This window comes from Pseudarthrobacter raffinosi, assembly GCF_023913735.1.
In the GTDB taxonomy this organism is placed as follows: Bacteria; Actinomycetota; Actinomycetes; order Actinomycetales; family Micrococcaceae; genus Arthrobacter; species Arthrobacter raffinosi.
The window spans coordinates 1-19697 of sequence record NZ_JAMXBH010000034.1 but is presented as its reverse complement, the minus strand read 5'-3'; the positions used below and the strand labels follow the sequence as shown (position 1 = coordinate 19697).

Below are 19697 nucleotides of genomic sequence, written 5' to 3'. Positions count from 1 at the left end.
GGCGCTCACCCACACCGACACTGGCGCTCACCCACGCCAATCGGGATTCCGACCACGGCGCTCACCCGCACCACCTCTGGACCCCCTGAAGGCCAATATTCAGCGCAGCAGCATCTGGATATGAGTACCGCCGACCGGTTCGTTGAGCAGTTCGTTGATCGAGCTCTGCCCTGCCAACTCGCCGGCATCGTCCCTTTCCATGTATCCGACCATATGCGCGCGTCGGTGCCGTGAATCCTAAGACGGGCGTGTCGGACCTACGTCTTTTTGACGGTGCATGGGCGGCTGCCCATTCAGCACAGTGACCCGCGCCGGCCAAATCCGGGCAGTCCGTCCGAGATTGCCGACAGTGCCAGTAAGCTCATGCCACAAGAACCGTCGGCGTAGGAGATTCAAGATGCAGCTATTTGATTGGCTCTTGGGTAAAGACCAAATTGGCTGGCTGAAAACTGCACTGCTCAGTGGGCTCTTTGGCGGCATCATCTTTGGCCTAAGTGGCGGATTTGCATCCTCTCCCAGTGCGAACAAGTTCATCTTGATAGGGCTAGGAGTGATCCCCCTGCTGCTAATCCGCGCAGCTTACTGGGCCTGGAGGAAGGAAAGTCTTCGGACAGCTTTGCTTCGGCACGACCCAAGAGCTCAGGACGCGGTTTTGTCCCTGCTCTGGCGTAAGCCGGAAGTCGCTTCGTACCTGGCAGCCTTTGTGTCGAACCCGAGCTTCGATCCTGTCGGAAACGCACCCCAGACAACGGTGACAGCGATTGTCCCATCTGGTCAGGCTTCGAACGCAACGGGCACATCCGGCAACTACCTGGGGTTTGGCCCATACTTTGCAGCAAACGGAGTGTTCGACCTCACTGGGATGGCCTCTATCCCGGCTCGACTGTACAGCCAGGATCACGTCTGGCCTGGTTACTTCGTCGTTGCGGGTCACATGATTGGGTTCTTCGACGAAAGCGACATTAGAGCACCCAGCATTGCCGACGGTTCCCCGGTCTTGCTGAGACTGGCGGAAATCTCCGGCGCGCTCGTCAGTGTCCCAGCGGGGTTAGTTGTGGACGTTCCGCCGGGGATAGCCTCAGAAGCCAATCACGGCGGAAATCTACATCTAGGGCTTGGGACCGTGAACAATCAGCGAATGAACGTCGCATTCGATTTTGCTGGCAGCGGCGACGAAGCCAAAGCGCGGCTCCAGTCATTGATCAATAACCTTCTCAATAGGCTCGCAAGATCGACGTAGTGCGCCCCAGCGTGAGGCGTGCAGAGGACTTCTGAAATTTCGTGCAGTCGCTGAAAATGACAGCACTGAAAGTTTCTTAATCGTGCATAAAGGGTCGTTTCTGGCGCCCTGGGCAGGAACCGATGAGGCCCCCGCCGGAGCTGGGGGCCTCATGGGTCTTACTTGGGGTTTAGGCGGTCACATGGCCGTAAAATTCGACGGAGTTCTTCGCCCTGGTGTCGACGCTGAGTGAAAAGACGTCGGGACGGGCGTAGTTTCCGGTGATGTCCATGTCGAGGTGTGATTCTGTTTTCTTGCTAAGTTCTGCGTCGGCATACAGGATGGTTTCCTCGTCAAAGACGGGGCCGGCGAGGACGTTGCCGAGCGGGTCCACAATCATGCTTCCGCCGCGCATGACGTTGTCCCCGGTTTCGAACTCGAATTCGTAGTCGGCCGGATAGGCGTCTTTGGTGATGGTCTGGCATGCCGACAGGACGAAGACGCGGCCTTCGAGGGCGATGTGCACCATGGAGTGTTGCCAGCTGGGGCGGTCGTCCGCGGTCGGGGCGCAGTAGATTTCCACACCTTTGGCGTACATAGCCTGCCGCAGTAGGGGCATGTAGTTTTCCCAGCAGATGACAGTGCCGAGGCGCCCGGCCGGGCTGTCCACGACGTCCAGGGTGGAGCCATCGCCGAATCCCCAGACCAGCCGTTCCACGGAGGTTGGCATGAGCTTGCGGTGTTTGCCAACCAGACCATCTTCGGGTGAGATCATCAAGGCGGTGCAGTAGAGGGTGTTGCCGAGCCGTTCGATGACGCCGATGACAACGAAGACGTTGAACTCGCGCGATGCCGCCGAGAGCTGGGCGACTTCCTTGCCGTCCAGAGTGATCGAGGCCGAGTAGTACTGCTCGAAGAGCTTCCGGCCGGCCGCGCTTCGGTTACCTATGGTGCTTCCAAAGGTGCTGCCCTTGGGGTAGCCGCCGATGAACGCTTCGGGGAAGACTGCGAGTTCGGCTCCTCCTTCGGCACATTGCCGGATCAGATCCACGGTCTTGTCTACTGCCGCTTGGGCGTTGAAGGGGACGGATGCTGCTTGAACTACTGCTACTTGGGTCATTGGTCCTTAGCTTTCACGTGGTCGTGATCGATGCGCCGGGGGCTAGCCTTCGCTGATGTCTTTGTGCTTTGTCTCCGGAAGCATGATCCACAGAACGATCAGCGCGGCGAGGGAGATGCCTGCGAGGTAGAAGGCTGGTGCGACATTGTTGCCGGTGGCCTTGATCAGGCTGGCTGCGACCAGGGGACCCGGGCCGGCCAACACGGCCAGTGCGACGTTGTAGCCCAACGCGGAGCCGGTGGAGCGGATAGATGCGGGGAAGACCTCAACCAGCAGCACCACGTTCATGACGGCAGCCATGGCTACCAGCACTCCCAGAACAATAAGCCCAAGGAGAACGACGGCGAAGATGCCGCTGTTCAGGGCAAAGAAGATCGGGACGCTCAAGATGGTCAGGCCCAGGGCTGAGAGGAGCACGAGGGGGCGCCGGCCGATGCGATCGCTGAGGCTGCCCAGCAGGGGGTTGGCGACCACATAAACCGCCAGTGCAATGCCGCAGGCTGTGAGGGCCTCGACGCGGGGCATGCCCACTACCCCTGACAGGTGGTTGTTCGCGTAAGTGATGAAGTAGTAGAGGCTGACACCGAAGAGCGCGGAAAATGCCAAGGTTAGGACGAACGCGCGCATCTTGACGGCCATCGGCACGGGGGCGGGCTTGAACTCTTCGCGTCGCCGGGCCATTTCCTCGTAGACGGGGGTCTCGCCGAGCTTCTGACGGATGAAGATTGCGACGACGGCCATCACCAACGATGCGATGAACGGAACCCGCCAGCCCCATGCGGACACTTCCTGTGGCGTCAGGAAGCCATTGATGGCTGCAGCCACGACTGTTCCAACAAGGAATGCCAGACCGGCGGTTGCGGTGACCAGGCTGGCGTGGAGCCCCCGCCGGTTTGCCGGGGCGCTCTCGCCCAAGTACGTAGCGGCGGTCGACCATTCACCGCCGACCATCATGCCCTGGATGCAGCGCAGGATGACCACCAGGATTGGTGCCGCAACTCCAATCGACGCGTAGGAAGGAATGACGCCGATCAGTGCGGTTGTCAGGCCCATGCCCAGCACCGTGATCACGAGGACCAGCTTGCGCCCGTGGCGGTCTCCGATCGGACCCAAGACGATGGCGCCGAGAGGCCTGGCGATGAATCCAACCGCGAAAACGGCCAACGAAGACAGCACTTCGGTCGCCGGGTCGCCGGCAGGGAAAAACTGCGCACCGATCACGGCCACGAAGTAGCCATAGATGGCAAAGTCGAACCATTCCATGAAGTTTCCGATCCCGACGGCGACCTGCCGATTCCGGATTTCGGTCTTCGCCAGCCGTGGAACAGTCGGTGAAGCCTTCACCTCCGCTAGCGCTACTGCACGTTTCATTGGTTCCTCTTCAGGTAGGTCGGGGCTTTCCAACAGAATCGCAGTTACGCTGGTCACATGTACAACTAATAGTCAGGATGAGCATCATTAACGAAACTAATCTCCGGAAAGTTGATCTGAATCTTCTCGTGGTCTTCCATGTGCTGATGCAAGAGCGCCACGTCACACGGGCGGCAGCGAAGCTGTACGTAACCCAAGGAGCCGTGAGCGCCGCCCTTGGGCGCCTCCGCCTCATATTCGACGATCCGCTGTTCCAAAAATCACGGTCCGGCATGGTGCCGACGGCTAAGGCGCTGGCCTTAGCGCCCAGGATTGGCCAGTCCCTGAAGCTGGTCTCTGATTTGGTGTTCGAAGACGAGAAATTCGAACCGACGACATCGAACCGAACCTTCCACATCGCGATGTCAGACGATCTCGAAGCTGTATTCGTCCCGAAAATCGTCACTGAAGCCATCCGCAGCAGCTGGAACGTGAAATTCTCCTTTCACCAGACCAACAGCCTGCTCTGGCAGGAGGCTCTCGACGATCCACGGATGGACCTGGTGATTTGCGCGACTCCGCCACAGGTGCCTGCCGCTTACCAGCACAGCGTCCTGTTCGCGTCCAGCTATTCATGCCTATACGACGGACGGCGAATGAAATTGTCGGATCCGTTGTCCCTCGAAGACTATGCGAACTCCGGGCATCTTCGCGTCTCCTACGACGCGCAACGTGGTTTCGTCGATGAGATCCTCGAGACTCAAGGATATGAGCGCAAGGCGGTCGCATCCATCAGCCACTTTGCCGGGGCTGTCGCCGTTCTTCGAACAGCCGATCTGATTGCCACGATTCCCACATACACGGCCAAAGCATTCTCAGATGCGGCAGGGCTGACAATGAGCCACCCACCGATCCCTGTGCCCAGGTTTACCATTTCCCTGCTCTGGGAAGTACCAAAGGAAACGCAGCCCGAACATGCCTGGCTACGAAAAATGGTGGAAGCTTGCGCGGACCTGGACTTTCCCTCCGCGCCCGTCGCAATCGACGCCACTTCCAAGGAATTGCACGAGACCGCGACGACGCGGAATAGTAGTCACCCGTAATTGGCTGGGTTTGCTGCAGCCCTGAAGTTGTGTCCGCACGGGCGATTAAGAGAGGTCTTGGACAGCTAAAACCGCCAATCGACCTGTGAAAAAGCCGCCATTCTGAACTAACAGTCACAGCGTTTCCGGGGCCGGTCGATTCCCGTAAGACCCGCCCGCAAAAATGCCCGGTGAAGGGAGGCTAAACGGTACATTCAACACCATGACCGGACTCCTCATCGGATACGCCCGCGTATCCACCAACGACCAAGACCTCACCGCACAGAAAAACGCCCTGCTCGCTCTGGGGGTGACGCCGGGGAAGACGTTCACAGATCAGGGCCTGACCGGTGCCAACCGGGCACGGCCGGGACTCCGGGAAGCGCTGGCCGCCTGCCGGGCCGGGGACACCCTGGTCGTGACCAAACTCGACCGCCTAGCCCGATCGCTGCGCGATGCAAAAGACATTGTCGACGAACTCACCCGCCGCGAGGTCAAGCTGAGCATCGGCGGCTCCGTCCACGACCCGACCGATCCCGTGGGCCGGCTCCTCTTTAACGTCCTGGCCATGGTCGCGGAATTCGAAGCCGACCTGATCCGCGCACGGACCCGGGAAGGCATGGCGGTCGCCAAGGCGAAGGGCCGCCTCCGTGGGAAGCAGCCCAAGCTCTCGAAAAAACAGGAAACACACCTGGTCTCCGTTCACCGAGCAGGGACGCACACGACGGTGGAACTTGCCGAACTCTTCGCGGTAGCGCGTTCAACCGTCTACCGTGCCATCAAACGCGCCGGCGACGCCGCATGACCGCTTAGCGTGAATTTCCGTACCGATCCTCCTCGGACCCGGAGCTATGGGACTGGACCCTGGGTCCCGGAAACCATCACATGAGCGAGGCCCACTCGCCGGGCACCAAGGAGCTGTTGCAGGTCCATCAGGGCGCTGTCACGGTCGTGGTCGCAGGGCAATCGGTCATTCTCGACGCCGGCGATGCGGTCGCGTTCCCCGGCGACGTGGCACACACTTACGCCAATCCGGGCACGGAGCCGGCAAGGTTCTCCCTCGCCGTCTTCGAGCCGGGTGTGGGGTCCGGACACCGGCCGGAGGTGTCCGATGCCTGACCTGGGCACACTTCAGGAATTCCTCGACGGCGGCGCAGTCGACGCCGCAGTGTTCTCGTTGCGGCCCGACTACCGCGCCGTCCTGCTCGCCGTCGATGGGCTCGTCCCGGGCCCGAGCGACCGGACCAGTAACACGCTGCTCCTGGCAGCGGAGGCCTCAGCCCGCGAAGCACTGAGCGAGCGGCCTGTGGAGCACCTGCCGCACGTGGCTGCGTGGCGCGAGGCTTACACGTCGTTCGGAGCCAAGCCGCAGCGCACACGCAACAGCCAGGAGGCGCTGCTGCGCCGTCCGGCGTCCGGTCTGCCCCGGGTCAACCGTCTCACCGACCTCTACAACGCAGTCTCTGTGCTCCACCAGGTCCCGCTGGGTGGAGAGGACCTGACCGGCTACGCCGCTGCCGTGTTCAGACGGTCGCCCTTCATTTTGCCCAGTCATTTCCCCATAAAATCGTGGTCGGTTGTGGTCAGATTACCTGCTGTTTCAGGCCGCACGGCTGAGCGCGGATCCGCGTGCTTGAAGGCACGCTGCCGCCCAGGCGCGATCAGCGCGATGAGGGCCGGCTCGCCGGGTCCTGCCAGAAGGCCGATCCGTTCCAGCCGGTCCCAGGCGCGGAAGTCAGCCGGGGTCAGCCAGCCGAGCTGCTGGCCGATACCAAGACCGTTCATCTGGACTTCGGACGACCATGTGCTGCCATACGGTGCGGTCCATCATTCGTCAATGCTGGAACCGGGTGCGCTCCGAGCCGTACACGCCAGATGATTTGCCGGTGCCACACGGGACAATCCCTGCCCCGACGTCAGCCAAAACGCCATTCCTGACTGTGAATTGACCACCAAGCGAACTTTCGGTCGAAGGACCGAGGTCAGCCTCCTCGCCGACGGGAATTACAGGCCCGGGAACGCCGTCCTGGTCTGGCCGTGCGACGCGCCCCTGATCGTCGAGCCGCTGGTCCTCCGCGGGAGTTGACGGGCTTGAGTGTCCCGGTGGCGGCGCGGCTATGGATCAGAGGCCAATCCCGATATTTTACGGGGCCTTCAGATCTACGGGACAAGGCTACACTATCATCAGACATGTGTCCTAAATCACTTCAACGGCCAGTTCGGCTTTATGTATTTAGGGACGTATCCCGTAGACACGAGTGGTTTGATGATGGCGTCATAACATAACTTCGGAGTAGACATGAATGAACTAAAGACGCGGGCGCAGGAGAAGCAATGACCGGCGCCACTGATCCCTATGTCTTGGACGGGGGCCTGTCACACGAAATTCAGGCTGCGCTTCACACCATAATTGATGAAAATCGCATAGCCCTCGAAGCTGACTTTGCCGTCGTAACCTACCGACCGCATTCTTCTGCCACCACCGTAGCATTGGCCAGCTCAACACGTGACGGCGAAGAATTCTTCCGACCCAACGAGCCACTAATCCCTAGTGAAAGTCCGGTCGGAAAACATCCACTATTGGCGGTTGATATGCAGATACGATCTCTTCTGCGCCAGCGATCTCTCCGCCTATCTTCCGCGATCGTCGTTCCTTGGAGCGATGAGTGTGGAGTCGGTGCTCTGATAGTGGGAAATTCCTCACTGGAGCCTCTGACGTCGGGCGTATCCTCCGCGCGTCGCTCCGTTGAAGTTGTCAACGCTGTTCATTCTGGCCGGACTGCCGGAATGTCCAAGATTAGAAGTGATCTACACGCCGCACTGAAAGAGGTGGCCGAAGCCAACGCATGCCTGTCCGATGCCGAGTCGCGGCTTGCGGCCATATTGCATTCTGCAAAGAGGCTTTTCAACACAGAAGTGTCGTACTTGGCAATGCCTCAGCGAGATAGATCAGTTTTCACCTTCACTCAAACCTTGGGTATCCACACGCCCGCGTTCCGTGGACTGAAAGTCGAGGAGGGCCACGGTCTGGGAGGGCTTGCGCGGTTACTCCAGCGTCCTGTTCGATCATTGGACTATTCCCAGGATGATCAGTTGAAGTTCGCTTTCATTGCCGAAACCAAGGGGGAGGGCATCGTCTCGGCCATGGCCGCACCCGTGATGGTCGACGGGGAAGTCAATGCTGTCATCTACATTGGAGACCGCCGTCTGCGCGCGTTCAGCGAAACGGATGAGCGGATTTTGGAGGAATTCACAGGTTTTGCGACGCTCGGTCTCGAACAACTCAAAATCGACGAGTATCGCGGCCAGGTTATCAAGCGGGACGAACGCGAACGCCTTGCCTACGCTATCCACGATTCAGTGGTCCGGCGCTTGGTTGAGATCGGCTACGTTGTGGACGAGAGCCGACGAAGCGTGACTTCCCCCGAGGCGCAACGGCACTTCGCAGCTATTGAGAAGTCTATTGAATCGGCGATGGATGCGCTTAGAGGCCAGTTGTCGCAGGCATTTGTTGAAGAGGACAGTACTGGAGAAACCGACGCGTACAGGGTCATTAACAAAATCATGGAGCTGCGGCATGTTCCTGGAATAACCCGGAGCCATGGTGAAAACATCGAACCGCGATTCAGTTCGATGTCGGTCCCGGCGGCCAATGCTCTGATTCGTGTCGGCCAGGAGGCTGTCGTAAATGCCGAGAGACACTCGGGATGCAATCACATCCACGTTCAACTCGATCTCGACGCTCAACAGGCCACTCTGAGTATCCGGGACAACGGCCGCGGGATGCCGCTGTGGCAACTGGAGAACCCCGCCTCGCCGCTGCACTTTGGTGTCGGAGGCATGCAGGAAGCCGTCTATTCAGTTGGGGGTCTTCTCACTTTTGGCAGGACGTCCCCCTTCGGACTCACCGTTACAGCCCATGTGGACCGTCTTCGAACTGGGAAGAAGCAATGATCCGATTCTGCGTCATAGATGACCACGAGGTCGTCCAGGACGGGCTGTGGGCAATGGCCCGACGCGAGGAAGACCTCGAGCTGGTGGGTGTGACAAGTCGACTGCACGATGCATACTCTCTACTGCAGTCCACCGCGCCGGATATTGTCCTACTCGACCTGCAGTTGGACGGCGAAAGCAGTATCGAAACCTGCTCAGTCCTGACCGAGACTTTTTCGGCCACGAAGGTTATTCTTTTCAGTTCCTATGGAAACGCAGCACTACTGAAGCAAGCCATCCACGCAGGGGCGTCCGGATATGCCCTCAAAGATACGAACACACGGAAGATGCCGGACATTCTCCGCGAAGTCTTTCGGACCGGAAGCTATTTCGATTCCAGACTGTCCGGCTCTCTCCTGCGTGAGTCCCTCAACCCAAAAAACGCGCAGGCCTTCAGCGACCGCGAACTCTTAATTGTCTCTGAAATCTCAAGAGGATCGAACAATTACGACATCGCCGAAAAGCTGCATGTCAGCCCGCATACGGTCAAGTTCCATATTTCGGCCATGCTCAAACGGCACAACCTCCAGCGAAGAGCCGAACTGGTGCACTTGGCCATGACCATGCATCTATTGGAATGAGAGGGTGGCTTCCCGGTTTCGAGCCGGGTTGCTCAGTATACCGATCCCTTCCACACGGATGTCCACAGTTTGTCCGTTAGTGAACCCGCCCATTCCCCGCGGAGCTCCCGTCAGGATCAGGTCTCCGGGGAGCAACGTGCACACATCTGAAATGAACGCGATCAACTCGGGAATCGCATGGAGCATTTCGGATGTGCTTCCCCTGCGTCGGAGTTCGCCATCAACGAATGTCTCGATCAGCAGGTTGCCTGGATCGAGATCCGTTTCGATCACCGGCCCTACGGGGCAAAAGGTGTCGTACCCCTTAGCGCGCCCCCACTGACCTTCCGTAAACATCAGGTCTCTTGCCGAAACATCATTCGCAATCGTGTACCCGTAGATGTACCGAGCATGATCCGCGGCGCTCACTCCTTTGGCTGTCTTCCCTATGACCACGGCGAGGCCGCCCTCGTGTACCAAACGGCCCTCCACGGGCGGTATCAGAATGGCCTCTCCCGGCCCGATCACCGATGAATTGAATTTGAGGAAAATCGTCGGATCAGCAACCTCCTTCAAGCGCGGATCGTGTCCGGGGGTGGCATAGTTCGGACCCACGCATACCACCTTGGAAGGCGAACTAATCGGAGCAAGAAGGACTATGTTAGCCACAGGTATGCGCTCGCCCGTTTTCGCTATGCCGTCAAGCAGAGGATTCCCGTCAAGTACGAGGAGCTCCAAGTGGTCGACTATTCCATAGCGGTAGTCGTCCTCCTTGCCGAAGCGGGCAATCTTCATGACGCACTCATCTCTCTCGCTCGGCCGCTCCATTGGAATCGTTCCATTGTTTCAAGGCGCTGTCATCGTCTCCTGGACCGCATCAGGGCGTCGACGGCCACGGCTGCGACCACGATTGTTCCCTTGGCAATTAGCTGCCAGTTCTGGGTGACATTGAGGCTGTAGAAGACGTTGGTGAGTGCCGCGAGGATCAGTAGCCCTATTGCTGAGCGCCAAACGGCGCCTTCACCGCCGCGAAGCGATGTGCCGCCGACAACTACGATGGCAATGGCATCGAGGGCTATTGTCGCGCCTACGTCAGCCTGTCCTACGCCCAGGCGAGAGGAATCCATCATGCCCGCGAGGGCGGCCAGGCCGCCAGTAAGGATGTAGACACCCGCGGACAGCCCTTTGACCCTCAGCCCTGACAGCCACGCAGCTTCGTAGTTCCCGCCGATCGCTGCGATATTGCGGCCATAGCTGGTCTTTGCGAGCACTACGGTCCCGATGATAAATGCTGCCGCCAGGATCCATATTGGAAGGGAAACGCCGGCAATGTAGGTCAGTGCAAGGTCCCGGAACTCGGGAATCTTGTTGACGATGAAAGGCGAAGAATCTGAGTAGATGTAGGCAATACCCGAAATAACCGATGCAGTACCGAGGGTGGCGACGAAGGGGTTGATCTTAAGAAGGGAAACCAACGCACCGTTGGCGATTCCGGCGACTATGCCAGCCAGAAGAGCCGCGAGGCCTGCGACGAATACGGAACCGGTCTGGAGCGTAACACCGGCGTAGATGACTGATCCCAAGGCGTATACCGCCCCGACTGACAGATCGAAGCCGCCTGTGATGATCACGAATGTCATGCCAACGGCAATAATTCCAACGGCGGCATTCTGGCTCAGGATGTTGCCTATGTTCCCTGACGACAGGAAACCCGGATAGAGAATTGTTGCAACCGCTATTAAGACGATCAGCACGCCGACCATGCTGTATTTTCCGGCCAGATAAGCCCAGCTGATTCCTTGACCAAAAAAAGCGTTGCGGGCTCCTAAAACCGGTTGGCCGACGTCAGCTGCTTGCGGCTCAACCAAAGTGGTCTTTGTCATGCGACTTCATCCTCTCCAAATCCAAACTTCACGATGTCCCTCACTGTGTACGGGTCATTTGCGGTGTCTATTTCTCTCACTACACGACCATGGGAAAAGACGAGGAGCCGATCACAAATGGCGAGAACTTCCTCAAGCTCGGATGATGTGACGATGATTGTGGCTCCGTCCTTCGCGAGTCTGATAAGGGAGGCCATTACCTCAGACTTCGCGCCGACGTCGATGCCTCGTGTAGGTTCGTCCACGAGCATGATTTTTGGCGAATGCCCTGCCCACTTGGCAAGCAACACCTTCTGCTGATTGCCGCCGGAGAGATTCTTCACGGGCTCTGTCAGCCGCTCGGGCTTGAACCCAAAGTAGACGGCCTTGTCCTTGGCGCCCTGCACTTCCCGGACCGGAGACAGCCACCAGGGGGAGGGCGTTCTGCGCCCCATCCAATAATTGCTGGCGCCGTCCATGCCGAGCACTAGGCCGTGTTTGCGGCTCTCGGTCACGTGGGCGATTCCGTAGTCAATGGCAGTTCGGGCCGAGCCGGGCCACGGCAGTTCACGGCCTTCCACCTCAAGTTCCCCGCTGGAGCTCGGTTCCAGGCCGGCCAAACTACGCATGAAGGTGGTCCGCCCGGAGCCGACGAGACCCCAAAGCCCCACGATCTCTCCCCTGCGGGCGGTAAGTGTGATGCCGTTGACCGCTGGAGGCGTTTGAACGTTTTTCACGGAGAGGGCCAGCGCCCCGATCTGGTGGCGGTCAGTGCGGCGCTCTACGACGACATCCTTACCGACCATGTCATGCACGAGCGAGCTTTTGGTCCACTCGCTGCGCGGAGCAGTGCGGATAATTTCCCCATCCCGGAGCACCGTGATGGTATCGCTGAGCTGTAGGACTTCATCCAAATTGTGGCTAACAAAGATGATTGTTGTGCCCTGACTGCGCAGACGGTTCAGAATTTTATATAACGTCTCACGTTCGTGCTCCGCAAGGGCCGCACTGGGTTCGTCAAGTATGAGAATCCTGCCTCGCGCCTGCACACCGCGAAGAATTTCCACGATCTGTTGTTGGGAAACAGACAGGTCACGCGCTGCGGTGTCGGGATTGATGTCGACATCGAACTCCTTGCACATGCTGATGAACCGTGAGCGCATGGCCGACTCCTGGAGGAACCCTCCGCGGCTGGCATTCTGGCCCAAAAACATGTTCTGGGCGGCAGTGAGGGCCGGAATCATGGTCAGTTCCTGATAGACCACCACCAGTCCATGCATCCGCGACTGCCGCGGATCCGCCTGCGTGAGGGCTGTCCCGAAGATGCTCACGGTTCCCTCGGTGACGGACACCCGTCCGCTGATCATGCCGAGGAGGGTTGACTTGCCAGCGCCATTTTCGCCCACAAGTGCGTGTACTTTGCCCGCCTCAACCCGAAAGCTTGCCGCGTGGACAGCGTACTTGTCGGCGAACTTCTTTGACACGTGGTCGCACTCCGCCGCAATCGTTGATTCGTTCAATGTTGTCCTCCCTGGCTGGTAGCCCGGCCGGGAGCATCTTCGCTCCCGGCCGGGCGCGGTTCCTTAGTACTCGGCCTTGAATTTGGCGACATTGGCCTTGGTGACAAACGGTGTTCCAGGCAGGGAATCCGATTTTGAAAGGTCTATGAACTGCGGTACTTTCTTGCCTGCGACGTGATCAACAACTGCTTGAACCGCCTGTGCGGCCTCTTGGCGCGGAAGCATCATTACTGTCCCCGCCAAGGCGCCGGAGGTCACGTTGTCCAGGGCCCACTGGTCCCCACCGAAGTCGTAGACGGCAATGTGCGTTCCCGCAGTGGCTTGTGCAACACCTCTAGTCATGCCCGTGTAGTTGGACATAATAACGTCCACCCCGGGATTCGCCTGGACGATCGATTGTGCTGCGCTGAAAGCTTTGGGGGTCGTGTAATCCGTGGTCTGGGACGCCACAATTTCGTACTTTGGGTTGGCTTTGAAAGCTTCCGCCGCTTTAGTGAAATTAATTGTGTTGGCGCTGAGCGGCGGCCCGGAAATCAGTGCAATTTTTGCTCCATTCGGGTAGGCAGCCATTACTCCTGCAACCCACTCGTTGTACACTTCCGGAGCCTGGCCGCCGACGAACGTCACCGTTCCCGGTTCCCAAGCCTCGGCACCGGATTTTGTTGCACGCCCGCAGATCGGCACGTTGAAGATGGTAACCATGACGCCGGCTTCTGGCGCGTTTTTGGTAAGAAGATCGCACACCAGGTTGCCGTCGATAGCCTCCACCGCAAAGGAGTTGTATTTTCCACTGCTCAGGGCGGTCTGCATCTGGTCGAACTGAACCTTTGCGTCCCACTGGCCGTCGAAGACGTCAAGTTTGAACCCCTCCTTTGCCGCAACTGCTTTGGCGTCCTCAATGGCCACCTTCAGGTATTCATTGCTGGTTCCTGACGAAAAGAAAGCCATTTTCAGGTCCGCTGGATTCTTCACGGAGGTGGCGGCCGCTTGCGTGACGCCCGTCGAGCTGGCGGTTTCTGCCCGTGAGCTGGCTGTTGAGCAGCCCGCTAGCAGGAGAGCGGAAGCACTGAGCATGGCAGCCGCTGCTATTGAACGTTTCATAGTCGTCCTTAGGGATCGCTGAATCTAAAATCATGGATGCTTAGGCCAGCTGGCCTGTGGGTTACCCGCTGGGGTGCTTCGGAGCGCCCCAGCGGGCAACGGTGGTGCTATTCGGCTGCGAGAAACTCCAGGTTGTCCTCGCGAAGGGACTGGACCAGTCCGGCTGCCGCTGCTTTTTCCCGAGCGAAGCTGGAGTCGGCCGGGGGCTCCTCGATTCCCCGCACGTCGGGTAGCGACTGCAGGCGGAGGTCCTCGTCGTCATCAACCCAGGCGGCGGCGATTTCGTCCAAGGTTGCGAACCACACGCCGTCCTTGGAGGCGATGTGCTCGATCAGCCGCTCGTACCACATGATGTGGTGCGCCTGACCGATGATCTGGGGATGCACGCACGTCGCGTAGACGGGGTTGGCCACGTTGTCGTAGGCATAGTCGAAGATGTCCCGCCAACGTCGGAGGATAGTTTCTGTATCCTGCATACCCGCTTGGGGTCCCGTGTAGGCCAGCGGGGGGAAATCGTCCAGGTACCAGTTGACAGGAATTTCCAGAACGTGGCTTGCTTTGCCCGGAATGTTGCCCTGTTCCCAGCGAACTTGCCAACGGCGAGGGTAGTAGGGCACGAGGTCGCGGGCCATCAGGCTGCTGTCGTATGTGAAGCCGAACTCTTCCACCAGATCCAGTGTGTTGTCGCTGTAGTCCCAATACGGTGAACGGTATCCGGTTGGCCGGATTCCCAGCACCTTCTTGAAGGAATCGAAGGCCAGCTGCATGAGCCGCTTTTCCGTCTCCTTCGTGATTCCCGGGGGGACCTCGTGATAATAGCCGTGATGGCCGAATTCGTGTCCCTTGTCAAGGACCTGTTTGCACTGCTCGGAAAACGTGTCGACCGAGTGTCCCGGCGTGAACCAGGTCGATTTGACGTTGTAGCGGTCGTAAAGGTCCAACAGGCGGGGTACGCCGACTTCGGCGCCGTACTCGCCCCGAGCCATGGTTGCTGGTGAGACCCGGTTGAACGCGCCCATCCAGAGGGCTTGGGCATCAAAGTCCGTGCCAAGGTTGACGGCAATTCTTTTGCCCTCAGGTAGTTGCAGGTGTCCCATTGCTTCCCTTTCGTGTTTCTTACTTGGTGATCGGTGTGAGGTGGATTATGTGTTCTGCCGCGGCTTCGATGCTGGCCCGCGAGTAGAGCAGGGGGAACGCTTCTCCCCGTGACCATGGCTCGAACAGGTCCGTGTAGTGCGGACTGTTCATGTTCCCCGACTGCCCAGGGGCGTTCATTGCCAGGGAGGCGTCCCAGTTGCCGACGTCGATGGCAACCCGGAATGTTGATCCTGCACTCTGCACAAAGTTCGGGCCGTAAGCGGTGTTGCCGACGGTGTCTCCACTGCCTCCACGCGGCAGCGGGCCTGCGCTCAGCTTCTCCCGGTCAACTCCGGTGAGGATTGGGCTAAGGGGGTGGACGGCGCGGGCGACGTGGAGCTGCCCCCATGTCCAGCTCTGTCTGTCCGGCCCCAGCAGCTTCTCGAGGTCTTTCAGGGCGGCAGGAAGAGTCGTCGTCACTGTCTCGATCAGAAAGGTGGTGGGATTCGGTCCTAGGCGATTTCCAGGATCTTCCATAAGCTCCAGGTCGATGCGTGCGTCTGCCAGGAGGTCTTCTTTGTTGGCAATCCGCCTCAGGACTCCCGGATTCTCCGCCTGGCCGGTCGATTCGCTGACGGCTTTCGCCATGATCGCGGGACGCAGATGCCTGCGATACCAGACTTCGAAGAGGGCTGCGGCACCCGAGTCCGCGGAAAGCTTGTTGTCCCAAGTCAGAAGGCTGTTCAGGCCATCCACCGCTGCCACGTCCGTGAAGGGCAACGCCCGCACTGCGTCGAGTATGCGTCGTGCCGGGATGCTGAGGTAGTCGCTCTGGAGCTCAACCATGTCCTCAACAGTGGCCTCCGTCATCGTCTCAAGGACCTCATCGATGCGATGGCGGCGGTAAGGCGCGTACCAGTCATAAGTGATGTGCCGGTCCTTGGGAAAATCCTCGGGGAGGTTCATCTCGTTTGCCGTGGCAATCCATCCCTGTTCCGGGTTGAAGTCGCCCGGAAGCTCGTCCATATCGTAGAACCCGGACCACTCGTAGCGGCCATCACCGGGAACCGGCAGGGTACCGTCCCAGTTCGTGCGAATGGGAGTAAGGCCGCCGGTCTTCCAGCCGATGTTGCCATCGGTGTCCGCATAGACCTGGTTTTCCGGAGGTGCACCCCAGCGGTTCATGGCGCCGAGGAACTCGTCCCAGTTCTGGGCCCGCATGTAGTCCATGCTCCCCAGATACGGCGCCATGCCCGGCTCCAGCCACGCGGCTCGGATAGCGAACGCCGTGCCGGCGGCTTCGTCGATATGAATAACGGGTCCGTGACGGGTGAAGACCAGATCCACTTCAACGTCGTCACCGTCCTTTACTTCAACTACCTCACGTTCGATACGCATCGGTTCCCAGCGGTCCTGATAGAGGTATTCCCGCGGATTTTCAGGGTTCAGCTCGTAGATGTACAGCTCCTCCTGGTCAATGGCGAAGATCGTCAGTCCGAAGGCGATACGGCCGTTGTGCCCGATGCTGATCCCGGGAAGACCCGGCTCGCCCCCACCGATGACGTCAAAGCCGGGGGCGTGAAGGTGGGCAAGATAGCGAAGGCCCGGAAGTGCGGCGGCCGCACGGTGCGGATCGTTCGCGAGAAGAGGCCGGCCCGTTGCCGTGCGGCTGCCGGTGATCACCCAGTTGTTGCTTCCCTCAGGCAATACTTTCCCCTGCGCCGCATGGGGATCAGGTGCAGCGAACGGGGGAGGGGTGGTGGCCAAATCGTAAACGGCGAGAATGTCATCGGGAATCAACGAAACGTCGAGTCCCTCAGGAACCGATAACTCGTTAAAGGGCTGGCGACGGCGGCGCAGCTCTTCCACGTCAGCACCGTGGTCACGGATGGTAAGCGCACGGGCCACCTTTTCCCGGACGTTGTAGAAGAGTCCGTGGCTGCGGATCCTTGATACATCTTCCGGCTGCCAAAATTCGGGTTCATAGCCGACTTCCTGGAACTCCGCCGGCAGGAGGCTCTTGTCGTCACGCGTGAGCTGGATAAAGGCGTTAATGCCCTCGACGAACGCTGTGGTCGCGCGCTTAGTGTCCGAACCATAGGAGAGCCAGTCATGATGCATGTCGCCCCGGTACAGAAACAGCCGTGCGGCCCGGTCACGTTCCGCGTAGGCCTCCCCAAAAACACTCGAGAGCCGGCCCAGGCCCCGGCGCCGCCAGAAGTCGATCTGCCACAGTCGATCCCGTGCGGCGTTGAAGCCCTGGACACGGAAGGCGTCGTAAGTGTTCGCCGCGTAGATGTGGGGAACGCCCCACTGATCGACGATAATTTCGGCGGGAGCTGTCAATCCGGGTAAGGCTAAGGTTTCCTGGGTTGTTTCTGTATCAATCGGTGCGGACATATCGCATCTCCTGGTCATGGTCTTAGCTGAGTTGCGCTGAGAATGCAGATCAGGGTGACCGGGTGCACCGGTACTCCGTCGACCAACATTGCTCGAGGCGTGTTCCAAGTAAGCCCTAGATCAACGGTTCCGTGAGGCTAAACATGTGTCCATGGTCTGGCTAGCTATGTACTAGCCATCCGGCTAGCTATGTACTAGCCGTCCGGCTAATGCGTGCCTCAGCATCGTTGAATACGGCTCCCTAGGGTTACTCGTGAAAAAAGTGAGATATCCGACTGTGAGTCTTGATGTGGCTGGTCTGGGACTGGCTGGCAGGGTCCCTATGTCAGGCTGGAACGGTACCAGGGGCTCATAGCAAGTCCGCTTACGCTTCGGTCAGCAGGGCGTTGATGAGTGTGATGTGTTTGTTGGCGATGTCGGCGATGTCCTTGGACCAGTCTTCCCAGTACATCCGGTTGCCGCACTTGTCCACGATCTTCGCGTAGACGGAGTCCTTCCACTCCCCTACCGGGAACTGGAGAGCCGGCTGCACGTAAGTCGTTTCACCCTCTCCGTCGTCGCCATTTCCTCCACCAGTGGCTTCCCCTCCGCCGGCATTGCCGCCCACGTTCGTCTTTGCTTTCTTCTTCGGGGATAGGTCGACGGTATCGACGAGAATAGATTCGGGTGCCTTGTGGTTGAGCTCGATCTGGTTGAACGCCACCGCGCGTTTCATAGGAGCCAGGTCATTGCCGAAGGACGCCTCAGGGTGCCCGAACGGCGCTTCGCCAAGCCGTTCCAGCAGCCGATGAGCTTGGCGACGTCGTCGATCTGCAGTTCCATGTCCGAATCCGCCAACTGATCCTGAAAGCTCGAAACAACCTGGCTCTGCTCCACGCCCAGGACCAGGACCTTGTAATCGGCCAGGAGTTTCTTCGTCACGGCTTCACCGAAGCCGATCCGGTAGAACACTGGCCCGTACATCGTCTCGTCGTCCATGGAGCACAGGATCGCGTCCCGCTCCAGCGCCTTGTTCTTCGTATCGTCGTTGAACAGGCGCGGTGTCGCCGTCATGTACAGGCGTTTGGCGCCGGCGACGAGGTCGTTCCGATGGACCTTCACGAAGTGGGAATCCTCAGTGCCGGCCAGTGTGGCGCCGGTCGTGCGGTGCGCCTCATCGCAGATGATTAGGTCGAAGTCCGGCAGGCCGGCTTTCTGTGCCTGGGACACGGCGTCGATGGACTGGTAGGTGGAAAACACCACCGTCATTCCCTCGTCCAGCTCCCGGGTCCCCATCGCTTCCAGCAGAGTGGCCCCGTCCGTGGTGGCCGGGATCTGTAGGTCATGGAGGGCCACGTCCGTGAAGTCGGAATTCTTTTGCCGGCCGACCTTGGTATCGGAACAGACGGCGTAGGCGTGCATCGTCTGCGTGGTCTCATCCGACCACTCCTTCAGCGACTGGGACATCAGCGCCAGGGAAGGGACCAGGAACAGGATCCGGGCGTGGCCTTCCTGCTCCGCAACCCGTCCCGCAATTTTCAGAGCGGTGAAGGTCTTGCCGGTGCCACAGGCCATGATCAGCTTGCCCCGGTGGCTGGTTTCAAAGCCCTTGAGTACAGCGTTAACGTCTTCGTGCTGATGGGTGCCCAGCTGCTTCTTCTCATGCAACCTCGGGGCCCTGGACGGGTCCGTCAGCTCGTAGGTGGCCCAGTCAATGTTGGAATTGCGGAAGTCCGTTAGTCCGATGCGCTGGATAGGGATGTGCTGGTTGTCCAGCATCTCTTCCGCATTTCCTGACCAGTCCCGGCCTGTCGTGTCCACGATGAGGCGGTGCGTGAACGGAGGCTTCCCGGACGCGGAAAGAAACGAATCAATATCTGACTTCTGGATCCGGTGGCCCTCGGCGTAGAACTTGCACTGGATGGCAGTGAAACCGCCGTCCTGGCGCTCGGCCACGAGGTCGATGCCGTTGTCCTTCTTACCTGCGCGGTCCGGCCAGTCCCTCCACAACCACACGTTGCGGTACTGCGGGGCCTGCACGCCGTCCTTCTCCAGTTGTTTCTGACTCAAGCCGCAGTCGCCTCGCGGCTCCAATCCCGAGCAAGCCAAGCAGACGACTTGAATCGTTCCGCGAAACGGCTGCAGGTCTCACGGCGATCGTCAATGTGCCTGTGCGGTCCTCCGTTAGGCTCAGCACGGTACTTGGAAAATTCATAAGGGGTAGAGCAAAGACATGTCGTAATTTCCTGGGGGATCCGAATGGCGCAAGTGGGATCTCCACGTTCATCTAGGGGGTTGAGGACCAATGCTCGGGAAAGTCACGTTAGTGATTTGAGCTGCCGTGAAGATCTCGGACAGTGGGCCCTCTTAAAATGAGGGTCTATCGAAAGTAGAGATCAGCATGACCGCATCACGCAGACGATTCACCCAGGAG

At 59.3% G+C, this 19697-nt stretch carries 17 protein-coding genes and 1 pseudogene; 7 read left to right on the top strand and 11 right to left on the bottom strand.

Annotated features, from left to right (window positions below; translation table 11 throughout):
• Positions 1-397 precede the first annotated feature (397 nt).
• Positions 398-1240, top strand: a complete 843-nt coding sequence (locus NG698_RS20950) for a hypothetical protein (protein WP_252612140.1) — start codon at positions 398-400, stop codon at positions 1238-1240.
• Positions 1241-1409: 169 nt separating this feature from the next.
• Here NG698_RS20950 and NG698_RS20945 read toward each other — a convergent pair whose 3' ends face one another.
• Together NG698_RS20945 and NG698_RS20940 are read right to left on the bottom strand one after the other, a co-directional pair.
• Positions 1410-2339 carry a carbon-nitrogen hydrolase family protein gene (locus NG698_RS20945; RefSeq protein WP_252612139.1) on the bottom strand — a complete coding sequence of 310 codons (930 nt, stop codon included), beginning with the start codon at positions 2337-2339 and terminating at the stop codon, positions 1410-1412.
• Positions 2340-2381: 42 nt separating this feature from the next.
• A complete protein-coding gene (locus tag NG698_RS20940; protein WP_252612137.1) occupies positions 2382-3710 on the bottom strand; it encodes an MFS transporter in 1329 nt (442 codons plus the stop codon).
• 77 nt (positions 3711-3787) lie between these two features.
• Here NG698_RS20940 and NG698_RS20935 point away from each other — a divergent pair, with 77 nt between their 5' ends.
• From NG698_RS20935 to NG698_RS20920, 4 genes and pseudogenes are all read left to right on the top strand, one after another.
• On the top strand, positions 3788-4792 hold the full coding sequence (locus NG698_RS20935) for a LysR family transcriptional regulator (protein ID WP_252612135.1): 1005 nt from the start codon (positions 3788-3790) through the stop codon (positions 4790-4792).
• A 202-nt stretch (positions 4793-4994) separates the two neighbouring features.
• Positions 4995-5576, top strand: a complete 582-nt coding sequence (locus NG698_RS20930; protein ID WP_252612133.1) for a recombinase family protein — start codon at positions 4995-4997, stop codon at positions 5574-5576.
• Positions 5577-5635: 59 nt separating this feature from the next.
• Entirely contained in the window at positions 5636-5890 is a 255-nt protein-coding gene (locus NG698_RS20925; RefSeq protein WP_308293064.1) for a cupin domain-containing protein, read from the top strand.
• Positions 5883-6284 (top strand): annotated as a pseudogene (locus NG698_RS20920) (B3/B4 domain-containing protein); the annotation flags it as partial. The gene NG698_RS20925 and the pseudogene NG698_RS20920, both read left to right, overlap by 8 nt.
• Positions 6285-6322: 38 nt before the next feature.
• On the opposite strand, the gene NG698_RS20915 reads toward NG698_RS20920, so the two are convergent.
• Positions 6323-6556, bottom strand: coding sequence for a hypothetical protein (locus NG698_RS20915; RefSeq protein WP_252612142.1), 234 nt, complete (start codon positions 6554-6556; stop codon positions 6323-6325).
• 549 nt (positions 6557-7105) lie between these two features.
• Here NG698_RS20915 and NG698_RS20910 point away from each other — a divergent pair.
• Both NG698_RS20910 and NG698_RS20905 read left to right on the top strand, forming a co-directional pair.
• Positions 7106-8725 carry a GAF domain-containing sensor histidine kinase gene (locus NG698_RS20910; protein WP_252612131.1) on the top strand — a complete coding sequence of 540 codons (1620 nt, stop codon included), beginning with the start codon at positions 7106-7108 and terminating at the stop codon, positions 8723-8725.
• The gene (locus NG698_RS20905) at positions 8722-9345 is read left to right on the top strand and encodes a response regulator transcription factor (protein ID WP_252612129.1); all 624 of its coding nucleotides are present in this window, start codon (positions 8722-8724) and stop codon (positions 9343-9345) included. Before NG698_RS20910 ends, NG698_RS20905 begins: the two co-directional genes overlap by 4 nt.
• Here the strand turns inward: NG698_RS20905 and NG698_RS20900 are convergent.
• The 8 genes from NG698_RS20900 to NG698_RS20865 form a co-directional block, all read right to left on the bottom strand.
• Complete coding sequence (locus tag NG698_RS20900) at positions 9334-10119, bottom strand: fumarylacetoacetate hydrolase family protein (protein WP_252612127.1); 786 nt, start codon at positions 10117-10119, stop codon at positions 9334-9336. The two genes, NG698_RS20905 and NG698_RS20900, sit on opposite strands and share 12 nt — an antisense overlap.
• Before the next feature lie 62 nt (positions 10120-10181).
• Positions 10182-11207, bottom strand: a complete 1026-nt coding sequence (locus tag NG698_RS20895; protein ID WP_252612125.1) for an ABC transporter permease — start codon at positions 11205-11207, stop codon at positions 10182-10184.
• Positions 11204-12706: a sugar ABC transporter ATP-binding protein gene (locus tag NG698_RS20890; protein ID WP_252612123.1), complete on the bottom strand. Its 1503-nt coding sequence runs from the start codon at positions 12704-12706 to the stop codon at positions 11204-11206. The genes NG698_RS20895 and NG698_RS20890 overlap by 4 nt, the downstream gene beginning before the upstream one ends.
• A 63-nt stretch (positions 12707-12769) precedes the next feature.
• Complete coding sequence (locus NG698_RS20885) at positions 12770-13807, bottom strand: sugar ABC transporter substrate-binding protein (protein WP_252612121.1); 1038 nt, start codon at positions 13805-13807, stop codon at positions 12770-12772.
• A gap of 107 nt (positions 13808-13914) precedes the next feature.
• Positions 13915-14904: a polysaccharide deacetylase family protein gene (locus NG698_RS20880; RefSeq protein ID WP_252612119.1), complete on the bottom strand. Its 990-nt coding sequence runs from the start codon at positions 14902-14904 to the stop codon at positions 13915-13917.
• A gap of 19 nt (positions 14905-14923) precedes the next feature.
• Positions 14924-17284, bottom strand: coding sequence for a penicillin acylase family protein (locus NG698_RS20875; protein WP_252612117.1), 2361 nt, complete (start codon positions 17282-17284; stop codon positions 14924-14926).
• 364 nt (positions 17285-17648) lie between these two features.
• The gene (locus NG698_RS20870) at positions 17649-17999 is read right to left on the bottom strand and encodes a hypothetical protein (RefSeq protein WP_252612115.1); all 351 of its coding nucleotides are present in this window, start codon (positions 17997-17999) and stop codon (positions 17649-17651) included.
• A complete protein-coding gene (locus tag NG698_RS20865; protein WP_252612113.1) occupies positions 17996-19333 on the bottom strand; it encodes a restriction endonuclease in 1338 nt (445 codons plus the stop codon). Before NG698_RS20865 ends, NG698_RS20870 begins: the two co-directional genes overlap by 4 nt.
• Positions 19334-19697 lie beyond the last annotated feature (364 nt).